The sequence below is a fragment of the Burkholderia singularis genome, from assembly GCF_900176645.1.
Classification (GTDB): domain Bacteria; phylum Pseudomonadota; class Gammaproteobacteria; order Burkholderiales; family Burkholderiaceae; genus Burkholderia; species Burkholderia singularis.
This window is the reverse complement of sequence record NZ_FXAN01000040.1, coordinates 179,197-196,640: the sequence shown is the minus strand read 5'-3', so window position 1 is coordinate 196,640 and position 17,444 is coordinate 179,197. Positions and strand designations below refer to the sequence as shown.

The following is a 17,444-nucleotide window of genomic DNA, read 5'->3' as shown; positions in this document are numbered from 1 at the left end:
AACATCCGCGCCCGCACTCTTTCGCGCACGCTGCGCCAAAACGCGCGAACGCGGCGGCGGGCTTTCGTCAGCTCACCCGGTTGACCACCAGGTCCGCCAGTTCGGCCAGACGGCGCGCCCGCGCGCCGAACGGCTCGAGCGCGGCGTGCGCATCGACGCGCAGTTGCGCGGCAAGCGCGCGCGACGCGTCGAGGCCGATGATCGACACGTAGGTCGGCTTGTCGTTCGCCGCGTCCTTGCCGGCCGTCTTGCCGAGCGTCGCGGAATCGGTGGTGACATCGAGAATGTCGTCGACCACCTGAAACGCGAGCCCCACCGCGGCCGAATAGGCATCCAACGCATGCATCGCATCGGCGGATGGCGCTTCGCCTGCGAGCGCTCCCATGCGCACCGACGCGCGCAGCAACGCGCCCGTCTTCATCCGATGCATTTTTTCGAGCGCCTCGCGCGTGAGCGCCATGCCGACGCTCGCGAGATCGATCGCCTGGCCGCCCGCCATGCCGATCGAACCGCTCGCGAGCGCAAGCTCGCGCACGAGCGCGGGCTGCCGCTCGGGCGGCAGCGCGGCGGCATCCGTCAGCACGATGAAAGCCTGCGATTGCAGCGCATCGCCGACGAGGAGCGCCGTCGCTTCGTCGTACTTGACGTGGACGGTCGGCTTGCCTCGGCGCAGCGGATCATCGTCCATACACGGCATATCGTCATGCACGAGCGAGTACACGTGAATCATTTCGAGCGCCGCCGCCGCCGCGTTCAGCGCGGCTTCGGATGCGCCCGTGAGTTCCCCGGCAGCATGGCACAACAGCGGACGCACCCGTTTGCCTCCGCCGAGCACGGCATAGCGCATCGCCTCGTGCAGTTGCGCGGGCGCCACTGTTTCAGCCGGCAGATAATGGCCGAGAGCGGTCTCGACGCGTTCGAGCACCGAACGCATCCATTGATCGAATGTCATAGATCGTCGTCTCCGCCGTCCACGGCGGCCGTTCCGGCGGCAAGCGGCTTGAGCGCGGCACCGTCGAGCACGCGCACCTGCTGCTCCGCTTTTTCCAATTGTTGTTGGCAAAACGCAACAAGCGCTGCGCCGCGGCGATACGCCGCAAGCGAATCCTCGAGGCTCAGCGTCCCGCTCTCCATACGGGCGACCAGCGCCTCCAGCTCCGCCAGCGCCATCTCATAATTCTCCGGCAGCGGCTCGGAACCAGGGTCGGACGCGGGCGCGCCTGGAGTTGCGGTTTTCGCCATGGACGGGGTGTAAAAATTCAAAACAAGTCGGACATTCTACGGCAAAAGAGAATTTTTCGACCTGACGACTTGGCCATTCAGAGCCCGCGCGTCCCGCGCCGCCCACCCCGCAAGCGGGCCGGGTGCGCCGCCCTCACAAAAATTTTGACACAAATCAGTCACTTATCCCACCCCGTGGATACCGATCCGGGTATAATCGCCGGTTCCCCTAAATCGAATTTTCGATGGTTGGGTTGTTCACTGCTTTCACGCTTTCATCGGGAGTGGGAATGTCCAATCTGAGCGACGCTCTGCAGTTGAAGTCGGCCAACAGCCAGCTTCCGGTCACCGCTTATTTCGATGAGACGCTTCTTGCGCGCGAAATCGAAACACTTTTCAAGAATGGACCTCGCTATGTTGGGCACGAACTTATGGTGCCAGAAGCGGGGGATTATTTCGCGCTGCCTGCCGAAAACGAAGGCCGCGTGCTCGTGCGCAACCAGGCTTCGCAGATCGAGCTGCTGTCGAACGTGTGCCGTCACCGCCAGGCGATCATGCTGAACGGCCGCGGCCAGACGCAGAACATCGTCTGCCCGCTGCATCGCTGGACCTACGATCTGAAAGGCCAGTTGCTCGGCGCGCCGCACTTTGACGACAAGCCGTGCCTGCATCTCAACGCAACGCCATTGCAAAACTGGCAAGGTTTGCTGTTCGAGACGCAAGGCCGCAATGTCGCGCACGATCTCGCGAAGCTCGGCACGAAGCACCATTTCGACTTTTCGGAGTATTTGTTCGATCACGTCGAGATTCACGAGTGCGACTACAACTGGAAAACCTTCATCGAGGTCTATCTCGAGGATTACCACGTCGTGCCGTTCCATCCGGGCCTTGGCAGCTTTGTATCGTGCGACGATCTGAAATGGGAGTTCGGCGACTGGTACAGCGTGCAGACGGTGGGCGTGCACAGTGCGCTCGCGAAACCGGGCAGCCCGACTTATCAGAAGTGGCACGACCAGGTGCTGCGCTATCGCAACGGCGTACCGCCGGAATTTGGCGCGATCTGGATGGTCTACTATCCGGGCTTGATGATCGAGTGGTATCCGCACGTGCTCGTGGTGTCGTGGCTGATTCCGCGCGGCCCGCAGAAAACGACGAATATCGTCGAATTCTATTACCCCGAGGAAATCGCGCTGTTCGAGCGCGAGTTCGTCGAAGCGGAACGTGCCGCCTATATGGAAACCGCTGTCGAGGACGACGAGATCGCACTGCGGATGGATGCCGGACGCCGGGCGCTGATGGCGCGCGGCGAATCGCAAACCGGGCCGTATCAAAGCCCGATGGAAGACGGCATGCAGCACTTTCACGAGTTCCTGCGCCGGGAACTCGGCACGATCTGAGCGGTGCGCCGCGATACCGGGCCAATTCGTTCCGGCGGGCGAAATCGATAAGCAAGACGGGCTTCGGCCCGTCTTTTTTTGTTTAGACTTAGATCATCTGGCCCGTTTCTCCTGGGGGGCGTCATGCCACACACTCACTACACCACACTCATCAGCGCCGACAATCTCGCCGAGCGGCTCGCAGCCGCACCGGGCAGCGTGCTCGTTTTCGATTGCCGGTTCGACCTTACCGATCCCGGCGCGGGCGAGCAGGCGTATGCGGCCGGCCATATCCCCGGCGCGCATTATCTGCATCTCGATCGCGATCTGTCCGGCCCAAAAACCGGCACGAACGGCCGCCATCCGTTGCCCGCGCGCGACGCGCTGGCCGAAACGCTGAAGGCTCGCGGGCTCGAGCAAAATCAGCAGGTGGTCGCATACGACGCGCAAGGCGGCATGTACGCCGCACGCCTATGGTGGCTGCTGCGCTGGCTCGGCCACGATTCGGTCGCCGTGCTCGACGGCGGGCTGCAAGCTTGGCAGGCCGCCGGCCAGCCGTCGACGCAAGATGCGCCGCAGGCCAGCGCGGGCAACTTCCGCGCGCTCGCGCCACTGGCGACGGTCGTCGACGCGCAAACCGTACTCGCCAATCTGACGGCCAAGGACAGGATCGTGATCGACGCGCGCGCCGCCGATCGCTATCGCGGCGAGAATGAAACGCTGGACCGGGTCGGCGGGCACATCCCTGGCGCGCTCAATCGCTTCTTCAAGGACAACCTGACGGCCGACGGCCGCTTCAAGTCCGGTCACGAACTGCGCGAAGCGTTTCAGGCTCTGCTCGGCGCGACGCCGCCGAACCGCGCGATCCTGCAATGCGGCTCCGGCGTGACCGCCTGCCACAATGCACTCGCGATGGAAATCGCCGGACTGCACGATGCCGCGCTCTATGCGGGTTCGTGGAGCGAATGGAGCGCCGATCCGTCGCGGCCGGTCGCGACCGGACCCAACCCGTAACCGGCTCGCACAAAAGAACGATGAGCGCGGACGGCGTGTGCCGATCGATCCAGACAAGCATGAGCGACGCGCCGCAACCGGATCGCAAGCCGGACCGCACAACACCGCAATCGCATCGGCAACACGATGCCGATTGCAACGAGCACACTGCCTGCGGCGGCGCCACGAGCGGCCGCCGCACTGGCCGCGTCACATGACGCCGTAACGCTTGAACCAAGCAATCGCGCGCTTCCAGCCGTCGTCTGCATCGGCCTTCACGTAACTCGGACGATAGTCGGCAAAGAACGCGTGCCCCGCATCCGGATAGACGACGATCTCCGATTCACGCGCGGCCTTCGTATCGGCCGCCTTCAGGCGCTCGCGCATCTCGGCAAGCGAACGCTGCGGGATGCTGTCGTCGGTCGCGCCGTAGAGGCCCAGCACCGGCGCCTTCAACTGCGCCGCGCGATCGACCGGATTGAACGGCGTCATCTCGTTCGTCTCGCCGATCACTTTGCCATACCACGCGACCGCCGCACGCACGCGCGGGTTATGTTCGGCAAACAGCCACGTCTGCCGGCCGCCCCAGCAAAAGCCCGTCACACCGAGCCGTGCGGGATCGCCGCCGTTCTTGCCCGCCCACACGACGGTCGCGTCGAGATCCTCACTGACCTGACGGTCCGGCACCTTACTGACCACCTCGTCCACGAGCGCCTGGATCGACGGATACTTCGACGGCTCCCCTTGTCGGGCATACAGATTCGGCGCAATCGCCAAATAGCCGAGCTTAGCGAAACGTCTGCAAATGTCGGCGATATGCGCATGCACGCCGAAGATTTCATGAATCACGACGATCACGGGCAAGTTGCGCTTGCCGGCAGGCTGAGCACGGTAGGCGGGGATGATTGCGTCGCCCGAGCGGATTTCGACGGTGCCGGCATCGAGGCCGGCGCTGTCGGTGGTGATGGTTTGCGCCGACACCGGCAGCACCGCCGCCGCGAACGTGCTGCCAAGCACGGTCTTGACGAACTTGCGGCGGTCGAACGGAATGTGCGGAACCAGGCTGTCGACTTCGGATTTCAACATCGATGCGCTCCTCTAGTCTGGCTCCCGCCGCCGCGCTGCAAGGCGTCGGCGGGAGGCATTCGAACCGGGCAGCGCGATGCGCTGCATCACTGCGGCACGCATCGCGCTGCGCCCCGCGGAAGCGGGGCTCGCATACCATGCCGAACGGCGCGGGGATGCGTCAACCTTTGATCCGGCAAAAGACGGCCGTCAGTGCAGCTTCACGCGCGGCAGCGTCGAGCGCCGCAACCAGTGCGCGACCGTATCGAGCACCATCCGCGGATAGCCGTGCAGCGCCGCGATATGCAGCCGGTACAGCGACATATACATGAAGCGCGCGAAGAGCCCTTCGATCAGCATGTTGCCGCCGATCAGCCCGCCCATCAGATTGCCAACCGCGCTGAAATGGCCCAGCGACACGAGCGAGCCGAAATCGCGATAGGAAAATGCCGGCAACGGCCGCCCTTCGAGCCTGCATGCGAGCGCCCGCAATAGAAAACTCGCCTGCTGATGCGCGGCCTGCGCGCGCGGCGGCACGTTGCGGTCATGGCCGGTCCATGCGCAACCCGCGCAGTCGCCGAGCGCAAATATATTCGGATCGGTTTCGGTCTGCAGCGTGGGACGCACGATCAACTGGCCCAGCTTGTTCACTTCGAGCCCGTCGAGCTGGGCAAGCACCGCCGGCGCCTTGATGCCCGCCGCCCAGACAGTCAGATCCGCTCGCACGCTCTTGCCGCTCGCCGTGCGCACGACACCCTGCGCCACCTCGGTCACGCGCTCGCCGAGCATCAGCCGCACGCCGAGCTTGTCGAGCAGTTCCGCGGTGGCCGTCGACACACGTTCTTGCAGCGCGGGCAGGATGCGCGGGCCGGACTCGATCAGCACGATGCCGACGTCGTGACGCGGATCGAGCTTGTGCAGCCCGTATGCCGACAATACCTGCGCGGTATTGCGCAGTTCCGCGGACAACTCCACGCCTGTCGCACCGCCCCCGACGATCGCAACCTGGATGCGCGGCTCGGCCCGCCCCGACGCATCGACGCGCGAGCCGGCAGCCTCGGGCTGCTGATGCTCGGCGCGTATGCACGCCGCGATCAGGCGCTTGCGGAATCGTTCCGCCTCGGCGACCGTATCGAGCGCGATCGAATGCTCCTGCGCGCCTTGCACGCCGAAATAGTGCGTGGTGCTGCCGATCGCGATGATCAGCGTGTCGTATTCCAGCTCGCGCCGAGGCAATAGTTCGGCGCCGTCCGTATCCGCCACGGGCGCAAGCGTGATGCGCCGCGCCGCGCGATCGAGCGCGGTCAACTCCCCCTGATGAAACTCGAAACCATGCCAGCGCGCCTGCGCCGCGTATTCGAGTTCCTGAGTGAACGGGTCCATGCTGCCCGCTGCGACCTCGTGCAGCAGCGGCTTCCAGATATGAGTCGGATAGCGATCGACGAGCGTGATGAGCGCACGCGCCGGGCGATCGCCGCGCGCGCCATAACGATCGCCGAGGCGCGTCGCCAGTTCGAGCCCGCCCGCGCCTCCGCCGACGATGATGAAACGATGCATTCAGTGCCCCTTACGATTTGATACCGCTCGCAATCGCCACGATCCGCAGCCACGCCACATCGTAACCGGTTCGCCTGACTGCGTCGCGCAAAACGCGCTGTGCGATGCGCCGAATCGCGATCACACGCGGCATAGTCAGCCAGCATTTTCCAAAAGTTCGCACGACGGCATCAAGGATGGGCGTCAATGTGCTTCTTCCCAGTTTTCGCCGACACCCACCTCCGCGACGAGCGGAACCTTCAGCTTCGCGACGCCGCACATCATCTCGGGGAGCTTTTCGCGCACCACGGCCAGTTCCGCGTCCGGCACCTCGAGCACCAGTTCGTCGTGCACCTGCATGATCATCCGTGCGCCGAAGCCGCCGCGTTCGAGCCAATCGTCGACCGCGATCATCGACAGCTTGATCAGGTCCGCTGCGGTGCCCTGCATCGGCGCGTTGATCGCCGCGCGCTCCGCCGCCTGACGGCGCGGACCGTTGCCGCCGTTGATCTCGGGCAACCACAGCCGGCGGCCGAACACGGTTTCGACGTAACCCTTCTCCTTCGCGCGCGCGCGCGTCTGTTCCATATAGCGGGCGACACCGGGGTAACGGAGGAAATAGCGGTCGATGTAAAGCTTCGCCGCGTCGCGCGTGATGCCGAGATTCGATGCCAGACCGAACGCGCTCATCCCATAGATCAGGCCGAAGTTGATCACCTTGGCGATGCGCCGCTGATCGGCACTGACTTCGAGCGGCGTCACGCCGAAGACCTCGGCCGCGGTTGCGCGGTGGATGTCGTCGCCTTGCGCGAACGCACGCAGCAGCGCTTCGTCTTCCGAAATGTGCGCCATGATCCGCAATTCGATCTGCGAATAATCGGCCGACACGATCTTGCAGCCAGGTGACGCGATGAAGGCCTCGCGAATGCGCCGCCCTTCGGGCGTGCGCACCGGAATGTTCTGCAGATTCGGATCGTTCGACGCGAGCCGCCCCGTCACCGCGACAGCCTGCGCATAGTTGGTATGCACGCGGCCCGTATCCGGATTGACCATCCGCGGCAGCTTGTCGGTGTAGGTCGACTTCAGCTTCGACAGCCCGCGATGCTCGAGCAGCAGCTTCGGCAGCGGATAATCCTCGGCGAGCTTTTGCAGCACCTCTTCGTCGGTCGACGGCGCGCCGCTCGGCGTCTTCTTGACGACGGGCAGTTGCAGCCGCTCGAAGAAGATCTGCCCGATTTGCTTAGGCGAGCCAAGGTTGAATTCGCCGCCCGCCAGCACGTATGCCTGCTGTTCGAGTTCGATCAGCCGCGCCGCGATCTCGGCGCTTTGCCGATTGAGCCGCTCGGCATCGATCAGCACGCCGGTACGTTCCATCTTGCGCAGCACGAACGATACCGGCAACTCGATGTCGCGATAGACGGACAGCAGCCCCGGATCGCGCGCGACCTGCGGATACAGCACGTGATGCAACTGCAGCGTGATGTCCGCATCCTCGGCCGCGTATTCGGCCGCCTTGTCGAGCGGCACTTCGTCGAAGCCGATCTGCTGCGCGCCCTTGCCCGCGACCTCCTCGTACTTGATCGTCTTCACGCCCAGATGGCGCAGCGCGAGGCTGTCCATGTCGTGCGAACGATGCGATTCAAGCACGTATGATTCGAGCAGCGTATCGTGCTCGATGCCGTTCAACGCGATCCCATAGTTCGCGAGCACTTGCGCGTCGTATTTCAGATGCTGGCCGAGTTTCTTCTTATCCGCATCCTCGAGCCACGGCCTGAGCTTCGCGATCACCTCGTCGCGCGGCAACTGCGCCGGCAGGTCCGGCCCGCGATGCGCGAGCGGAATATAGGCGGCGTGGCCGGGCTCGATCGACAGCGACACGCCCACCAATTGCGCGCGCATCGGGTCGAGCGACGTCGTCTCGGTATCGAACGCCGTCAGTTCGGCCGCGTCGATCTTCGCCAACCACGCGTCGAATTGCTCCCACGTCTGCACCGTATCGTAATGGCGCTCGGCGGCGGGCAGCAGCGGCGCAGTGGTCCCGCTCGGCGCGCCCGCCGTATCGCCGACGGTTTCGCCCATGGTGCCGTTCGCGGCAGCCATGCTGTCGAGCTCGCGCAGCCAGGTCTTGAAGCCATAGGTGGAAAAGATCTCGCGCAACGCGTCGACGCTTTCGCTGCCCGTCGCAAGCGATGCATCGATCGATTCGACGTGCGGCTGCAAATCGCACGCAGTTTCGACCGTCACGAGCCGGCGAGCGAGCGGCAGAAAATCGAGCGCGCGGCGCAGATTGTCGCCGACCACGCCCTTGATCTCGTGCGCATGCTCGACGACGCCGTCGAGCGAGCCGTATTGCGTGAGCCACTTGACGGCCGTCTTCGGCCCGCATTTCTCGACACCGGGCACGTTGTCGACGGTATCGCCGACGAGCGTCAAATAATCGACGATCCGTTCCGGCGGCACGCCGAATTTCGCGAGCACGCCGTCGCGATCGAGCGCCTCGTTCGTCATCGTGTTGATCAGCGAAACACGCTCGGTGACGAGTTGCGCGAGATCCTTATCGCCCGTCGACACAACCACGTTCATCCCGCGCGCCTGCGCCAGCGTCGCGAGCGTGCCGATCACGTCGTCGGCCTCCACGCCCTCGATCATCAGCAGCGGCCAGCCGAGCGCGCGCACGGCCGAGTGGATCGGCTCGATCTGCAGCGCGAGATCAGGCGGCATCGATGGCCGATGCGCCTTGTATTCGGCATACAGATCATCTCTGAAAGTTTTGCCCTTTGCATCGAACACGCACGCGCTATACTCTGCGCTAACTTCCTTGCGCATACGGCGCAGCATATTGATGATTCCATAGAGCGCTCCGGTCGGCTCCCCGCCGGGGCCGCGCAGATCAGGCAACGCGTGGTAAGCCCGATACAGATAGCTCGAACCGTCAACCAATAGCAGGGTCTTACCTTCCAGATTTCGTTCTTCAGGCATTATGGACAAGAGAAAAGTGATTCCGAGCCTGCGCTCGCTCGCAGATCAAGAACGCGCGACAGCGAAGAAGGCTCGCGCTTCGTGGCAGATGTTCACGATTATGGCAGAGTTTATCGAGGCGACCGAGTATCTGTCGGAGATCCGCCCCGCTGTCAGCATCTATGGCTCCGCGCGTCTGAAGCCCGATTCGCCGCATTACCAGCTCACCGTGCAGATCGCGCGCAAGCTGTCCGACGCGGGCTTCGCGGTGATTTCCGGCGGCGGTCCCGGCATCATGGAAGCGGCGAACAAGGGAGCGCACGCCGGCAAGGCGCCGTCCGTCGGGCTCAATATCGAGTTGCCGCACGAGCAGCACGGCAACAACTTCCAGGATATCTCACTGCGCTTTCGCCATTTCTTCACGCGCAAGGTCACGTTCGTCAAGAACTCGGACGCGGTGATCGTGATGCCGGGCGGCTTCGGCACGCTCGATGAGCTGTCCGAAGTGCTGACGCTGATCCAGACGAAGAAGTCGCGCCTCGTGCCGATCGTGCTGGTGGGCAGCGAATTCTGGCAGGGCCTGCTGCAATGGTTCCGCGATCAGTTGATCCCGATGGGTCTGATCAATCCGGAAGACATGAATCTGATGCAGGTGATCGACGATCCCGATCAGGTGCTCGAGGCTGTGCTCGCGTTTTATGAGGATCGCGGCGAAGAGGCCGAGGAAGCGCAGCCGCCGCGGCCGGACGAAGACCGGATGTTCTATTTGTGATTGGCGCGGTGGGTGCCGCACCGGCACCCGCCCCAACTGCGATTACGCATTCGGCTTGCCGCCGATCCGGATGTGCCGCACCACCACTCGTTTCATTGCACGCGGGCCGGATGCCCAGCCCGGCCCGCGTCGCATTTCCGGCTTGCGCACAATACGCCAATCGCCCACCTCGACTCATCGAGGACATCACTGCCACTACTCGCCGATACCCATACCCAAAGCGCGCATCGACTCACAAACGCAGTGCAGCGCGCCAACGGCTACGGCATTTGAATGCTGCCCAAGCGGGAAATTACAAGTCTTCTTTGGGTACTATGTCGACACCATTAGCTATATCCAACGCCTGTCGTAGCGCATTACGAAGAGCGCTTGAGTTTTGCCCTACATTATCGTTTTGGAAGTTAATGTTAACAATCGCATGATGACTGCCCGCATCCGACACATCCATGTGATTACCCAAAGAATTATCCAGAAAATTAAACCTAATACGTTTATCAAGCACTGCTGGCTCAATCTCATCAACCAATAACCGTCCATACTGATCATTCATAATTTCCAGAAACGCATTTCTTAGGCGCTCTCTTTGTACAGATTCAGATCCGGAGGCACCCACGTTCAACAGGTTGTCGATCCGTGCGGCTCCTCGAGACGATGAAGGAGCGTCGGAAAATACACCGGGAGAGTCTCTCGACGTGCTACCCGGGATTCGTCTCCCCTCTACAGGACCATGTTGAAAAGTGTTATTTGAATCACTTTCCTCAATTTGATTATTACCGGACCGACAAGGCAAGCACATCAACATCATTGACATGACATTGTTATTACCAGAAGCATTCTGTTTTTCCATAAATTGACGCTCGGCCGCTTCAATTGTTTTTTTCGCCTTGCCACCTTCTTCCGGAAAAAATAATTTCGAATTGAAAATTTTATCGGCATTGGACATGGCACGCATTTCCCCCTTATAACCGATAGTGGGAATCCCCGTCATGTTTGCCACTATTTGAGCGAGAGGATAGCGCCCTTCGGCAGAATGGCATACTTGCAAGTCGATTTTCTTCGTGCGATCACTTATTCTCGGCACAACGACCTGATGCGTGAATTCGCTTGGGCTTAACAGCGGTGTATCCGGTGTTGCATCCGAAGCCGCGCCCCATCCTCCCTGCACACCATGTCCGGTGATTTGAGGAACAATGTCATTGGTGCCGGTCGTAATTTTCGGCGACGATGAAGCAGACACCGTCGTCGCGGACGGATCCCCTTCGGTCTTGCGCCGCATACGTGGTTCATTCCCTGGCCGCTCCGCCAGCGGCCTTTCCATAGAAGAAGCAGGAAAGAGATTATTTGAGAAATTGGAGGTGCCTGCAGCCCGATCAGCTTTCGTTCCGAATGAAGCCGCCAAAGCACGCTGCTTGATTTGCCTCGTCATTTCCTGCTCTATGCTTTTAGGCGCTCGACTTAATAAAATCCCATTTTCACTAGCGCCTTGACTATCTCGATAATCCAACCAATTGACCGCACCAGTATTATTTAAACTCACCACCGCTGACATTCAACATCTCCCAAGACGATTTTTCACTTGCACCATATACAAGCCCAAACCCCAACCTTCATTACCCTGAGAGCACGCTTGAAAGTTACCTTGACGCAGAACCCACATCTTTTCGTTCATACGAATATGTATTTCCAGAACAGCAAATCAATGAAACACCACCACCCCAAATCCGTAAAAGTGTAAACGGCACATTAACCAAATTAAATTCCATCGACCCAATAAAATGGAAAAGGATCGATTTAATTGATCCCTTCACCCGAAAATCATCGCCAGAGAATTATCGAGTTCACAGCTTTTTTTGAAATCTCAATGCATCTTTAATCAACGTTAGTCAATGCATAACAAAGTTTAGGCGCCACTACGAAACGCCCTTTATTCAGACGAAGTCGATAGACAGGAAGGCCGCGGCTGAATCATTGCCAACGAGCTGTATGAAGAATTGAACTAGATGACGGCGATGGCAAGACGCGTGAGCACAGGGGGCGCCGTTGCGTAAAGATTCGCAGACACAAGGGGGTTTCGCAAGGATTCGCGGGCGCGCAGGAAACCCTTGTCGCGCCGCGAACCGATCCGTTACTGGAACGCCACTTCAGCGAAGCTGCGCAGCTTGCGACTATGCAACCGGTCGAGCCCGTTCGTGCGAAGAATTTCCATCGCCTTCACGCCGATCTGCAAATGCTGATCAACTTGCGCGCGGTAGAACTGATCGGCCATCCCAGGCAGCTTCAGCTCGCCGTGCAACGGCTTGTCCGATACGCACAGAAGCGTGCCGTAGGGCACCCGAAAGCGAAAACCGTTCGCGGCGATCGTCGCACTTTCCATGTCGAGCGCAATCGCACGGCTCTGCGACAGGCGCTGCACCGGCTCACGATGATCGCGCAATTCCCAGTTGCGATTGTCGACACTCGCCACCGTACCGGTGCGCATCACGCGCTTCAATTCCACTCCGTCGAGCTGCGTGACCTGCGCCACCGCACGCTCGAGCGCCACCTGCACTTCGGCAAGCGCCGGAATCGGTACCCAGAGCGGCAAGTCGTCGTCGAGCACATGGTCTTCGCGCACATAGCCGTGTGCCAGCACGTAGTCGCCAAGGCGCTGGGTGTTGCGCAACCCGGCGCAGTGGCCGAGCATCACCCACGCATGTGGGCGCAGCACCGCGATGTGATCGGTGATCGTCTTCGCGTTCGACGGCCCGACGCCAATATTGACCATCGTGATCCCGCTACCGTCCGCGCGCTTCAGGTGATAGGCGGGCATCTGCGGCAGACGCGCTGGCGGCATGCCTTCCGTCGACGCATCGCCGAGATTCGCGTTGTACGTGATCACGTCACCCGGCTCGACGAACGCCGTGTACTCGCTGCGATACGCACGCGCCTGCGCATCGTCCGTGGCCGACATCATCGTGCGGCCGAGCTTCACGAATTCGTCGATATAGAACTGATAGTTCGTGTACAGCACGTAGTTCTGAAAATGCGTGGGCGACGTCGCCGTGTAGTGACGCAGCCGGTGCAGCGAAAAATCGACACGCGCGGCCGTAAACAGCGCGAGCGGTTGCGGCTCGCCCGGCGCGGGTTCGTAAGTGCCGTTGACGATCCGGTCGTCGAGGTAGGCGAGGTCGGGCGTGTCGAACACGTCGCGCATCGCGACGAGACGGTCGCGATCGAGATCGCCCTCCAGATGGATTCCCTCGGGAAACGCGAAATGAATCGGAATCGGTTGCGACGAAACGCCCACCTCGATGCGCACGTGGTGGTTCTTCGCGAGCAGACGCAACTGCTCGCGATAGTAGCTCGCGAATAAATCGGGGCGCGTGAGCGTCGTCTCGAACACGCCTGGGCCGGCGACGAAACCGTAGGAACGGCGCGAGTCGATGTGCGTATTGATATCGGTGCGAATCCGCACGAACGGATAGCATGCGCGCACGCGGGTGTCGAACGTGTCGTTGCGACGGTAGCGCGCGAACGCGTCGCGCAAGAACGCCGTGTTCGTCTCGTAGAGCGCGGAAAGCCGCGCGACGGCGGCGACGGGGTCGTCGAGCACCTCGACAGGTGACGCACCCGGCGTGAGCGTGCGAATGCGGTGATCGTGATCGTTCTTCATTTATCAGGGCCTCTTCAGATCGTTTCGACATTACCACGGAACCCGCCCGCGCGGCCGAACCCGATTCCGGCAACGAAGCCGAGAGGGCGAGAAGACAACAAGGCTGCCCGCCGGCCCGCGAACCCCCATCGGCACGGCGCGGGTATTTGCTAGAATCGAATGGTTCAATGGGAGAAACACGATGAAGCCGCACCTTCTCGCCGCAACCTTCGCCGCCGTCGCGCTCGGCGGCCCGGCTTACGCCGCCGACGCAAGCGCCGAAGCGCAAGCTCAGGCGGCTGCCAACGAGGCGGCCGGGCTGCCCGATCTCACGAAGATCAACCGCCCAGCCGCGGAAGTCACGTCGAAGGTCGATCTCAACGACGTGCGGCGCACGCCGAGCTTTTACGAAAAAAGCAAGAACGGCACCGAAGTCACCGAATACCGGGATCGCGGCAAGCCGGTCGAAATCAACGTGAAGTCGAATTTTGGCACCCGCTATCAGATGAGCGCATCGCCCGACACGTCGCCGCGGCCGCACGATGCAAGCGTGCCGATCACCCGCCTGCCGTCGGTCAATCTGCACTATTGACTCTGCCCGGCGCCGGCACGGCGCCGCGCCTCCCACGCCCTTTCGCGACACCGGCCGCGCCGCCGGCACGCCAACCCGAACCGACGTTTTTCTTGCATGGCCGTTTTCACTGCTGTTTCCGATGCTGACCTCGCACACTGGATGCGCCACTACGATCTCGGCGACGTCGTCGCATTCCGCGGCATTGCGTCGGGTATCGAGAACAGCAACTTCTTCCTGACGACGACGCGCGGCGAGTATGTGCTCACCATCTTCGAGAATCTGACGGCCGAGCAACTGCCGTTCTATATCGATTTGATGAGCCATCTTGCGCGGCACGGAATACCAGTGCCGGCGCCGGTCGTGCGCGCGGACGGCACGCTGTTCGGCGAGTTGCACGGCAAGCCGTGCGCGATCGTCACGAAACTGGAAGGCACGGCCGAGCTTGCGCCGCGTGTCGAACATTGCGTCGAGGTGGGCCAGATGCTCGCACGAATGCACCTCGCGGGCCGCGACTATCCACGCCGCCAGCCGAATCTGCGCAGTCTGTCGTGGTGGCGCGAAACCGTGCCGGTGCTCACGCCGATCGTCGATACGGCGCAACGCGCGCTGCTTGAAAGCGAATTCGCGCACCAGACCGATTTCTTCGCGTCCTCCAGCTACGCTGCCCTGCCGGAAGGCCCGTGCCATTGCGACCTGTTCCGCGACAATGCGCTGTTCGCGCATGCGGCCCCAGATAGCGGGCATACCGTGCGGCTCGGCGGTTTCTTCGATTTCTATTTCGCCGGCTGCGACAAATGGCTGTTCGACGTCGCGGTGACCGTCAACGACTGGTGCGTCGATCTCGACACGGGCGCGCTCGACGGCGCGCGCGCCGACGCGCTGCTGCGCGCCTATCAGACCGTGCGTCCCTTCACGGCGGACGAACGCCGCCATTGGAACGACATGCTGCGCGCGGGCGCGTATCGCTTCTGGGTGTCGCGCCTGTATGATTTCCACCTGCCCCGCGCCGCGCACGTGCTCAAGCCGCACGACCCGGGCCATTTCGAACGTATCCTGCGCGAGCGCATCGCCCGCGCGAGTGCGCTCCCCAAGACCCACATCTCATGCAACTGATCGAAGTTCCCGCCAAGACCGGCTATGTGTGGTTCCGCCAGGGCATCTGGCTGTTCCGGCGCAATCCGCTCGCGTTCGTCACGCTGTTCTTCACATACCTGCTCGCGATGATGCTGATATCGCTCGTGCCGTTGATCGGCCCGGCGCTGCCGCTGCTGTTCATCCCGGGCATCGCGGTGGGCTTCATGGCGGCGTGCCGCGATACGATCGCCGGCAAGCAGGTGCTGCCGACGATCCTGATCGACGGATTCCGTTCGTATGGACCGGTCGTCACGCAAAGGCTTTTCGCGCTCGGCGGGATTTACATCGCGTCGATTGCGCTTGTGTTCGCCTGCTCGTCGCTCGGCGACGGCGGCACGCTGCTGAAGATCATGTTCGGTCTCGGCATCGACGCATCGGAGCCCGAAGCGCTCGCCACGCCGGGCGTGCTCGTCGCGATGATGATCGCCGCCACGCTGTACCTGCCGGTCGCGATGATGTTCTGGTTCGCGCCGACACTGACCGCTTGGCATGACATCCCGCCCGTCAAGGCACTCTTTTTCAGCATCGTGAGCTGCTGGCGCAACAAGGGGGCATTCACGGTCTACGGGCTGCTGTGGTTCGCAGTCGCGTTAGGCGTGTCGTTCGGCCTCGCCGCGCTGATGCAGGCACTCGGTGCCGGCGCCTATGCGTTGACGGTGATGATGCCCGCGTCGGTCGTGATCACGGCCATGCTCTATTGCTCGTTCTACGCAACTTATCGCGGCTGCTACGGAATCCAGGAGCCGGGGGCGCCGACTTTGCCCCAATCACGATAACGCATCAAAACCGATGGGCCGCGCCGTCCGGCGTCGGCCATGCTCGCCAATCGATAGAATTGCGCGCACAATCGTTTGTACACAAATATTTTGTACCGCGATGAGTCCACCATGATGAATGACTCGCCCGTATTTCCGCTTACGCTCGACGACCAACTCTGCTTCGCGCTCTATTCGACGTCGCTCGCGATGACGAAAGCGTACAAGCCGCTGCTCGACAAACTCGCGCTAACCTACCCGCAGTACCTCGCAATGCTCGTGCTGTGGGAAACCGACGATATGCAAGTCAAGGACATCGCCGCGCGTCTCAGCCTCGATCCGGCCACAGTGACACCGCTTCTCAAGCGTCTCGAGGCACTGGGCTACATCGAGCGGGCGCGCGATGCAGCCGACGAGCGGATCGTGCGTGCGCGGCTGACTGCAAGCGGCGCCGCACTCAAGCAGAACGCCCAGGCGGTGCCAGGCGAACTATTCTGCGCGATGCGGCAAACGCCCGATTTCCTGATCCGGCTACGGGAGGATCTGACCCGCCTGCGGCAAGCGCTCACCGAAGCCAATCAAGGTTAACGAACCGTGTATGTCTGCGTGAGTGTACCGCTCCAAGCAAATTAATTTGTATACTAATAATTAGCGTGATATATTTATTCCGTGGCCCGCGATTCGCCGAGCCCATTTTCTAATCGATAGGAGTTCACCATGCACATCCTGTACCAAACATCCGCAACCAGCACCGGCGGCCGCGACGGCCACGCGACGACTCCCGACCAGAAACTCGACGTGAAGCTCGCCGCGCCGCGCGAGTTGGGCGGCACGGGCGCCGAAGGTACGAACCCCGAGCAACTGTTCGCCGCCGGTTATTCAGCATGTTTTCTGAGCGCGATGAAATACGTCGCCGGACAAAACAAGCAGGCTGTGCCCGCCGACACCACCGTTACGGCGCAAGTGGGCATCGGTCCGAACGAACAAGGCGGATTCGCGCTCGACGTGGAATTGCGCGTGTCGCTGCCCGGGTTTGATACCTCGGCCGCGCAAGCGCTCGTCGACCGCGCGCATCAGGTGTGCCCGTACTCGAACGCAACGCGCAACAATATCGCGGTGCGGCTCGTCATCGTATAAGTCGCGGCCTGCGCCGCGCGTAGATAAACCAAAGGGCACGCGGCTATATAGCCAGCGTGCCCTTTATCTTTAGGCGTATAAATTCTGTAAGTACTTAATACTCAAGCTTCAACGATCAAATACCGCTTCGCGGTCGAGTTTGCGCATCCGGAACTCGAGGTCGTACAAATCGGATGCGCCGGCGAGATAGGCATCGGCACGTTCTTTCGCACGTTGCTCGGGCGATTTCGTCAGAAACAGGAACAAACGGCTCAGCAGGTACATGATCGGCAACTCCAATCCAAGGGTTTTA

At 61.7% G+C, this 17,444-nt stretch carries 16 protein-coding genes; 8 read left to right on the top strand and 8 right to left on the bottom strand.

Features of this window, described 5'->3' with window-relative positions; genetic code table 11:
• Positions 1-67 precede the first annotated feature (67 nt).
• Positions 68-952, bottom strand: coding sequence for a polyprenyl synthetase family protein (locus tag BSIN_RS07240; protein ID WP_089339981.1), 885 nt, complete (start codon positions 950-952; stop codon positions 68-70).
• The gene (locus tag BSIN_RS07235) at positions 949-1,242 is read right to left on the bottom strand and encodes an exodeoxyribonuclease VII small subunit (protein WP_059515122.1); all 294 of its coding nucleotides are present in this window, start codon (positions 1,240-1,242) and stop codon (positions 949-951) included. Before BSIN_RS07235 ends, BSIN_RS07240 begins: the two co-directional genes overlap by 4 nt.
• Positions 1,243-1,511: 269 nt before the next feature.
• Between BSIN_RS07235 and BSIN_RS07230 the strand changes: the two genes are divergently transcribed.
• Together BSIN_RS07230 and BSIN_RS07225 are read left to right on the top strand one after the other, a co-directional pair.
• Positions 1,512-2,618: an aromatic ring-hydroxylating oxygenase subunit alpha gene (locus BSIN_RS07230; RefSeq protein WP_089339980.1), complete on the top strand. Its 1,107-nt coding sequence runs from the start codon at positions 1,512-1,514 to the stop codon at positions 2,616-2,618.
• A 123-nt stretch (positions 2,619-2,741) separates the two neighbouring features.
• The gene (locus BSIN_RS07225; protein ID WP_059515126.1) at positions 2,742-3,611 is read left to right on the top strand and encodes a sulfurtransferase; all 870 of its coding nucleotides are present in this window, start codon (positions 2,742-2,744) and stop codon (positions 3,609-3,611) included.
• Between the two features lie 189 nt (positions 3,612-3,800).
• Here BSIN_RS07225 and BSIN_RS07220 read toward each other — a convergent pair whose 3' ends face one another.
• From BSIN_RS07220 to polA, 3 genes are all read right to left on the bottom strand, one after another.
• On the bottom strand, positions 3,801-4,676 hold the full coding sequence (locus BSIN_RS07220; RefSeq protein WP_089339979.1) for a dienelactone hydrolase family protein: 876 nt from the start codon (positions 4,674-4,676) through the stop codon (positions 3,801-3,803).
• Between the two features lie 189 nt (positions 4,677-4,865).
• Positions 4,866-6,212 carry an NAD(P)/FAD-dependent oxidoreductase gene (locus tag BSIN_RS07215; RefSeq protein ID WP_089339978.1) on the bottom strand — a complete coding sequence of 449 codons (1,347 nt, stop codon included), beginning with the start codon at positions 6,210-6,212 and terminating at the stop codon, positions 4,866-4,868.
• Positions 6,213-6,395: 183 nt separating this feature from the next.
• Entirely contained in the window at positions 6,396-9,170 is a 2,775-nt protein-coding gene (gene polA, locus BSIN_RS07210) for a DNA polymerase I (protein ID WP_089339977.1), read from the bottom strand.
• Between the two features lies 1 nt (position 9,171).
• Between polA and BSIN_RS07205 the strand changes: the two genes are divergently transcribed.
• Positions 9,172-9,921: an LOG family protein gene (locus BSIN_RS07205; protein ID WP_059515132.1), complete on the top strand. Its 750-nt coding sequence runs from the start codon at positions 9,172-9,174 to the stop codon at positions 9,919-9,921.
• A 292-nt stretch (positions 9,922-10,213) separates the two neighbouring features.
• Here BSIN_RS07205 and BSIN_RS25190 read toward each other — a convergent pair whose 3' ends face one another.
• Together BSIN_RS25190 and BSIN_RS07200 are read right to left on the bottom strand one after the other, a co-directional pair.
• Positions 10,214-11,470 carry a hypothetical protein gene (locus tag BSIN_RS25190; RefSeq protein WP_143757372.1) on the bottom strand — a complete coding sequence of 419 codons (1,257 nt, stop codon included), beginning with the start codon at positions 11,468-11,470 and terminating at the stop codon, positions 10,214-10,216.
• 576 nt (positions 11,471-12,046) lie between these two features.
• A complete protein-coding gene (locus tag BSIN_RS07200; RefSeq protein ID WP_089339976.1) occupies positions 12,047-13,573 on the bottom strand; it encodes an AMP nucleosidase in 1,527 nt (508 codons plus the stop codon).
• A gap of 181 nt (positions 13,574-13,754) precedes the next feature.
• Between BSIN_RS07200 and BSIN_RS07190 the strand changes: the two genes are divergently transcribed.
• From BSIN_RS07190 to BSIN_RS07170, 5 genes are all read left to right on the top strand, one after another.
• Positions 13,755-14,144 carry a hypothetical protein gene (locus BSIN_RS07190; protein WP_089339975.1) on the top strand — a complete coding sequence of 130 codons (390 nt, stop codon included), beginning with the start codon at positions 13,755-13,757 and terminating at the stop codon, positions 14,142-14,144.
• Between the two features lie 96 nt (positions 14,145-14,240).
• Complete coding sequence (locus tag BSIN_RS07185; RefSeq protein ID WP_089339974.1) at positions 14,241-15,239, top strand: homoserine kinase; 999 nt, start codon at positions 14,241-14,243, stop codon at positions 15,237-15,239.
• On the top strand, positions 15,230-16,036 hold the full coding sequence (locus tag BSIN_RS07180) for a BPSS1780 family membrane protein (RefSeq protein ID WP_059515139.1): 807 nt from the start codon (positions 15,230-15,232) through the stop codon (positions 16,034-16,036). Before BSIN_RS07185 ends, BSIN_RS07180 begins: the two co-directional genes overlap by 10 nt.
• A 114-nt stretch (positions 16,037-16,150) precedes the next feature.
• Entirely contained in the window at positions 16,151-16,603 is a 453-nt protein-coding gene (locus BSIN_RS07175; RefSeq protein WP_089340002.1) for a MarR family winged helix-turn-helix transcriptional regulator, read from the top strand.
• Between the two features lie 129 nt (positions 16,604-16,732).
• Positions 16,733-17,152, top strand: coding sequence for an organic hydroperoxide resistance protein (locus BSIN_RS07170; RefSeq protein WP_089339973.1), 420 nt, complete (start codon positions 16,733-16,735; stop codon positions 17,150-17,152).
• Between the two features lie 108 nt (positions 17,153-17,260).
• Here BSIN_RS07170 and BSIN_RS07165 read toward each other — a convergent pair whose 3' ends face one another.
• Positions 17,261-17,416, bottom strand: a complete 156-nt coding sequence (locus tag BSIN_RS07165) for a DUF3563 family protein (protein WP_069236366.1) — start codon at positions 17,414-17,416, stop codon at positions 17,261-17,263.
• Positions 17,417-17,444 lie beyond the last annotated feature (28 nt).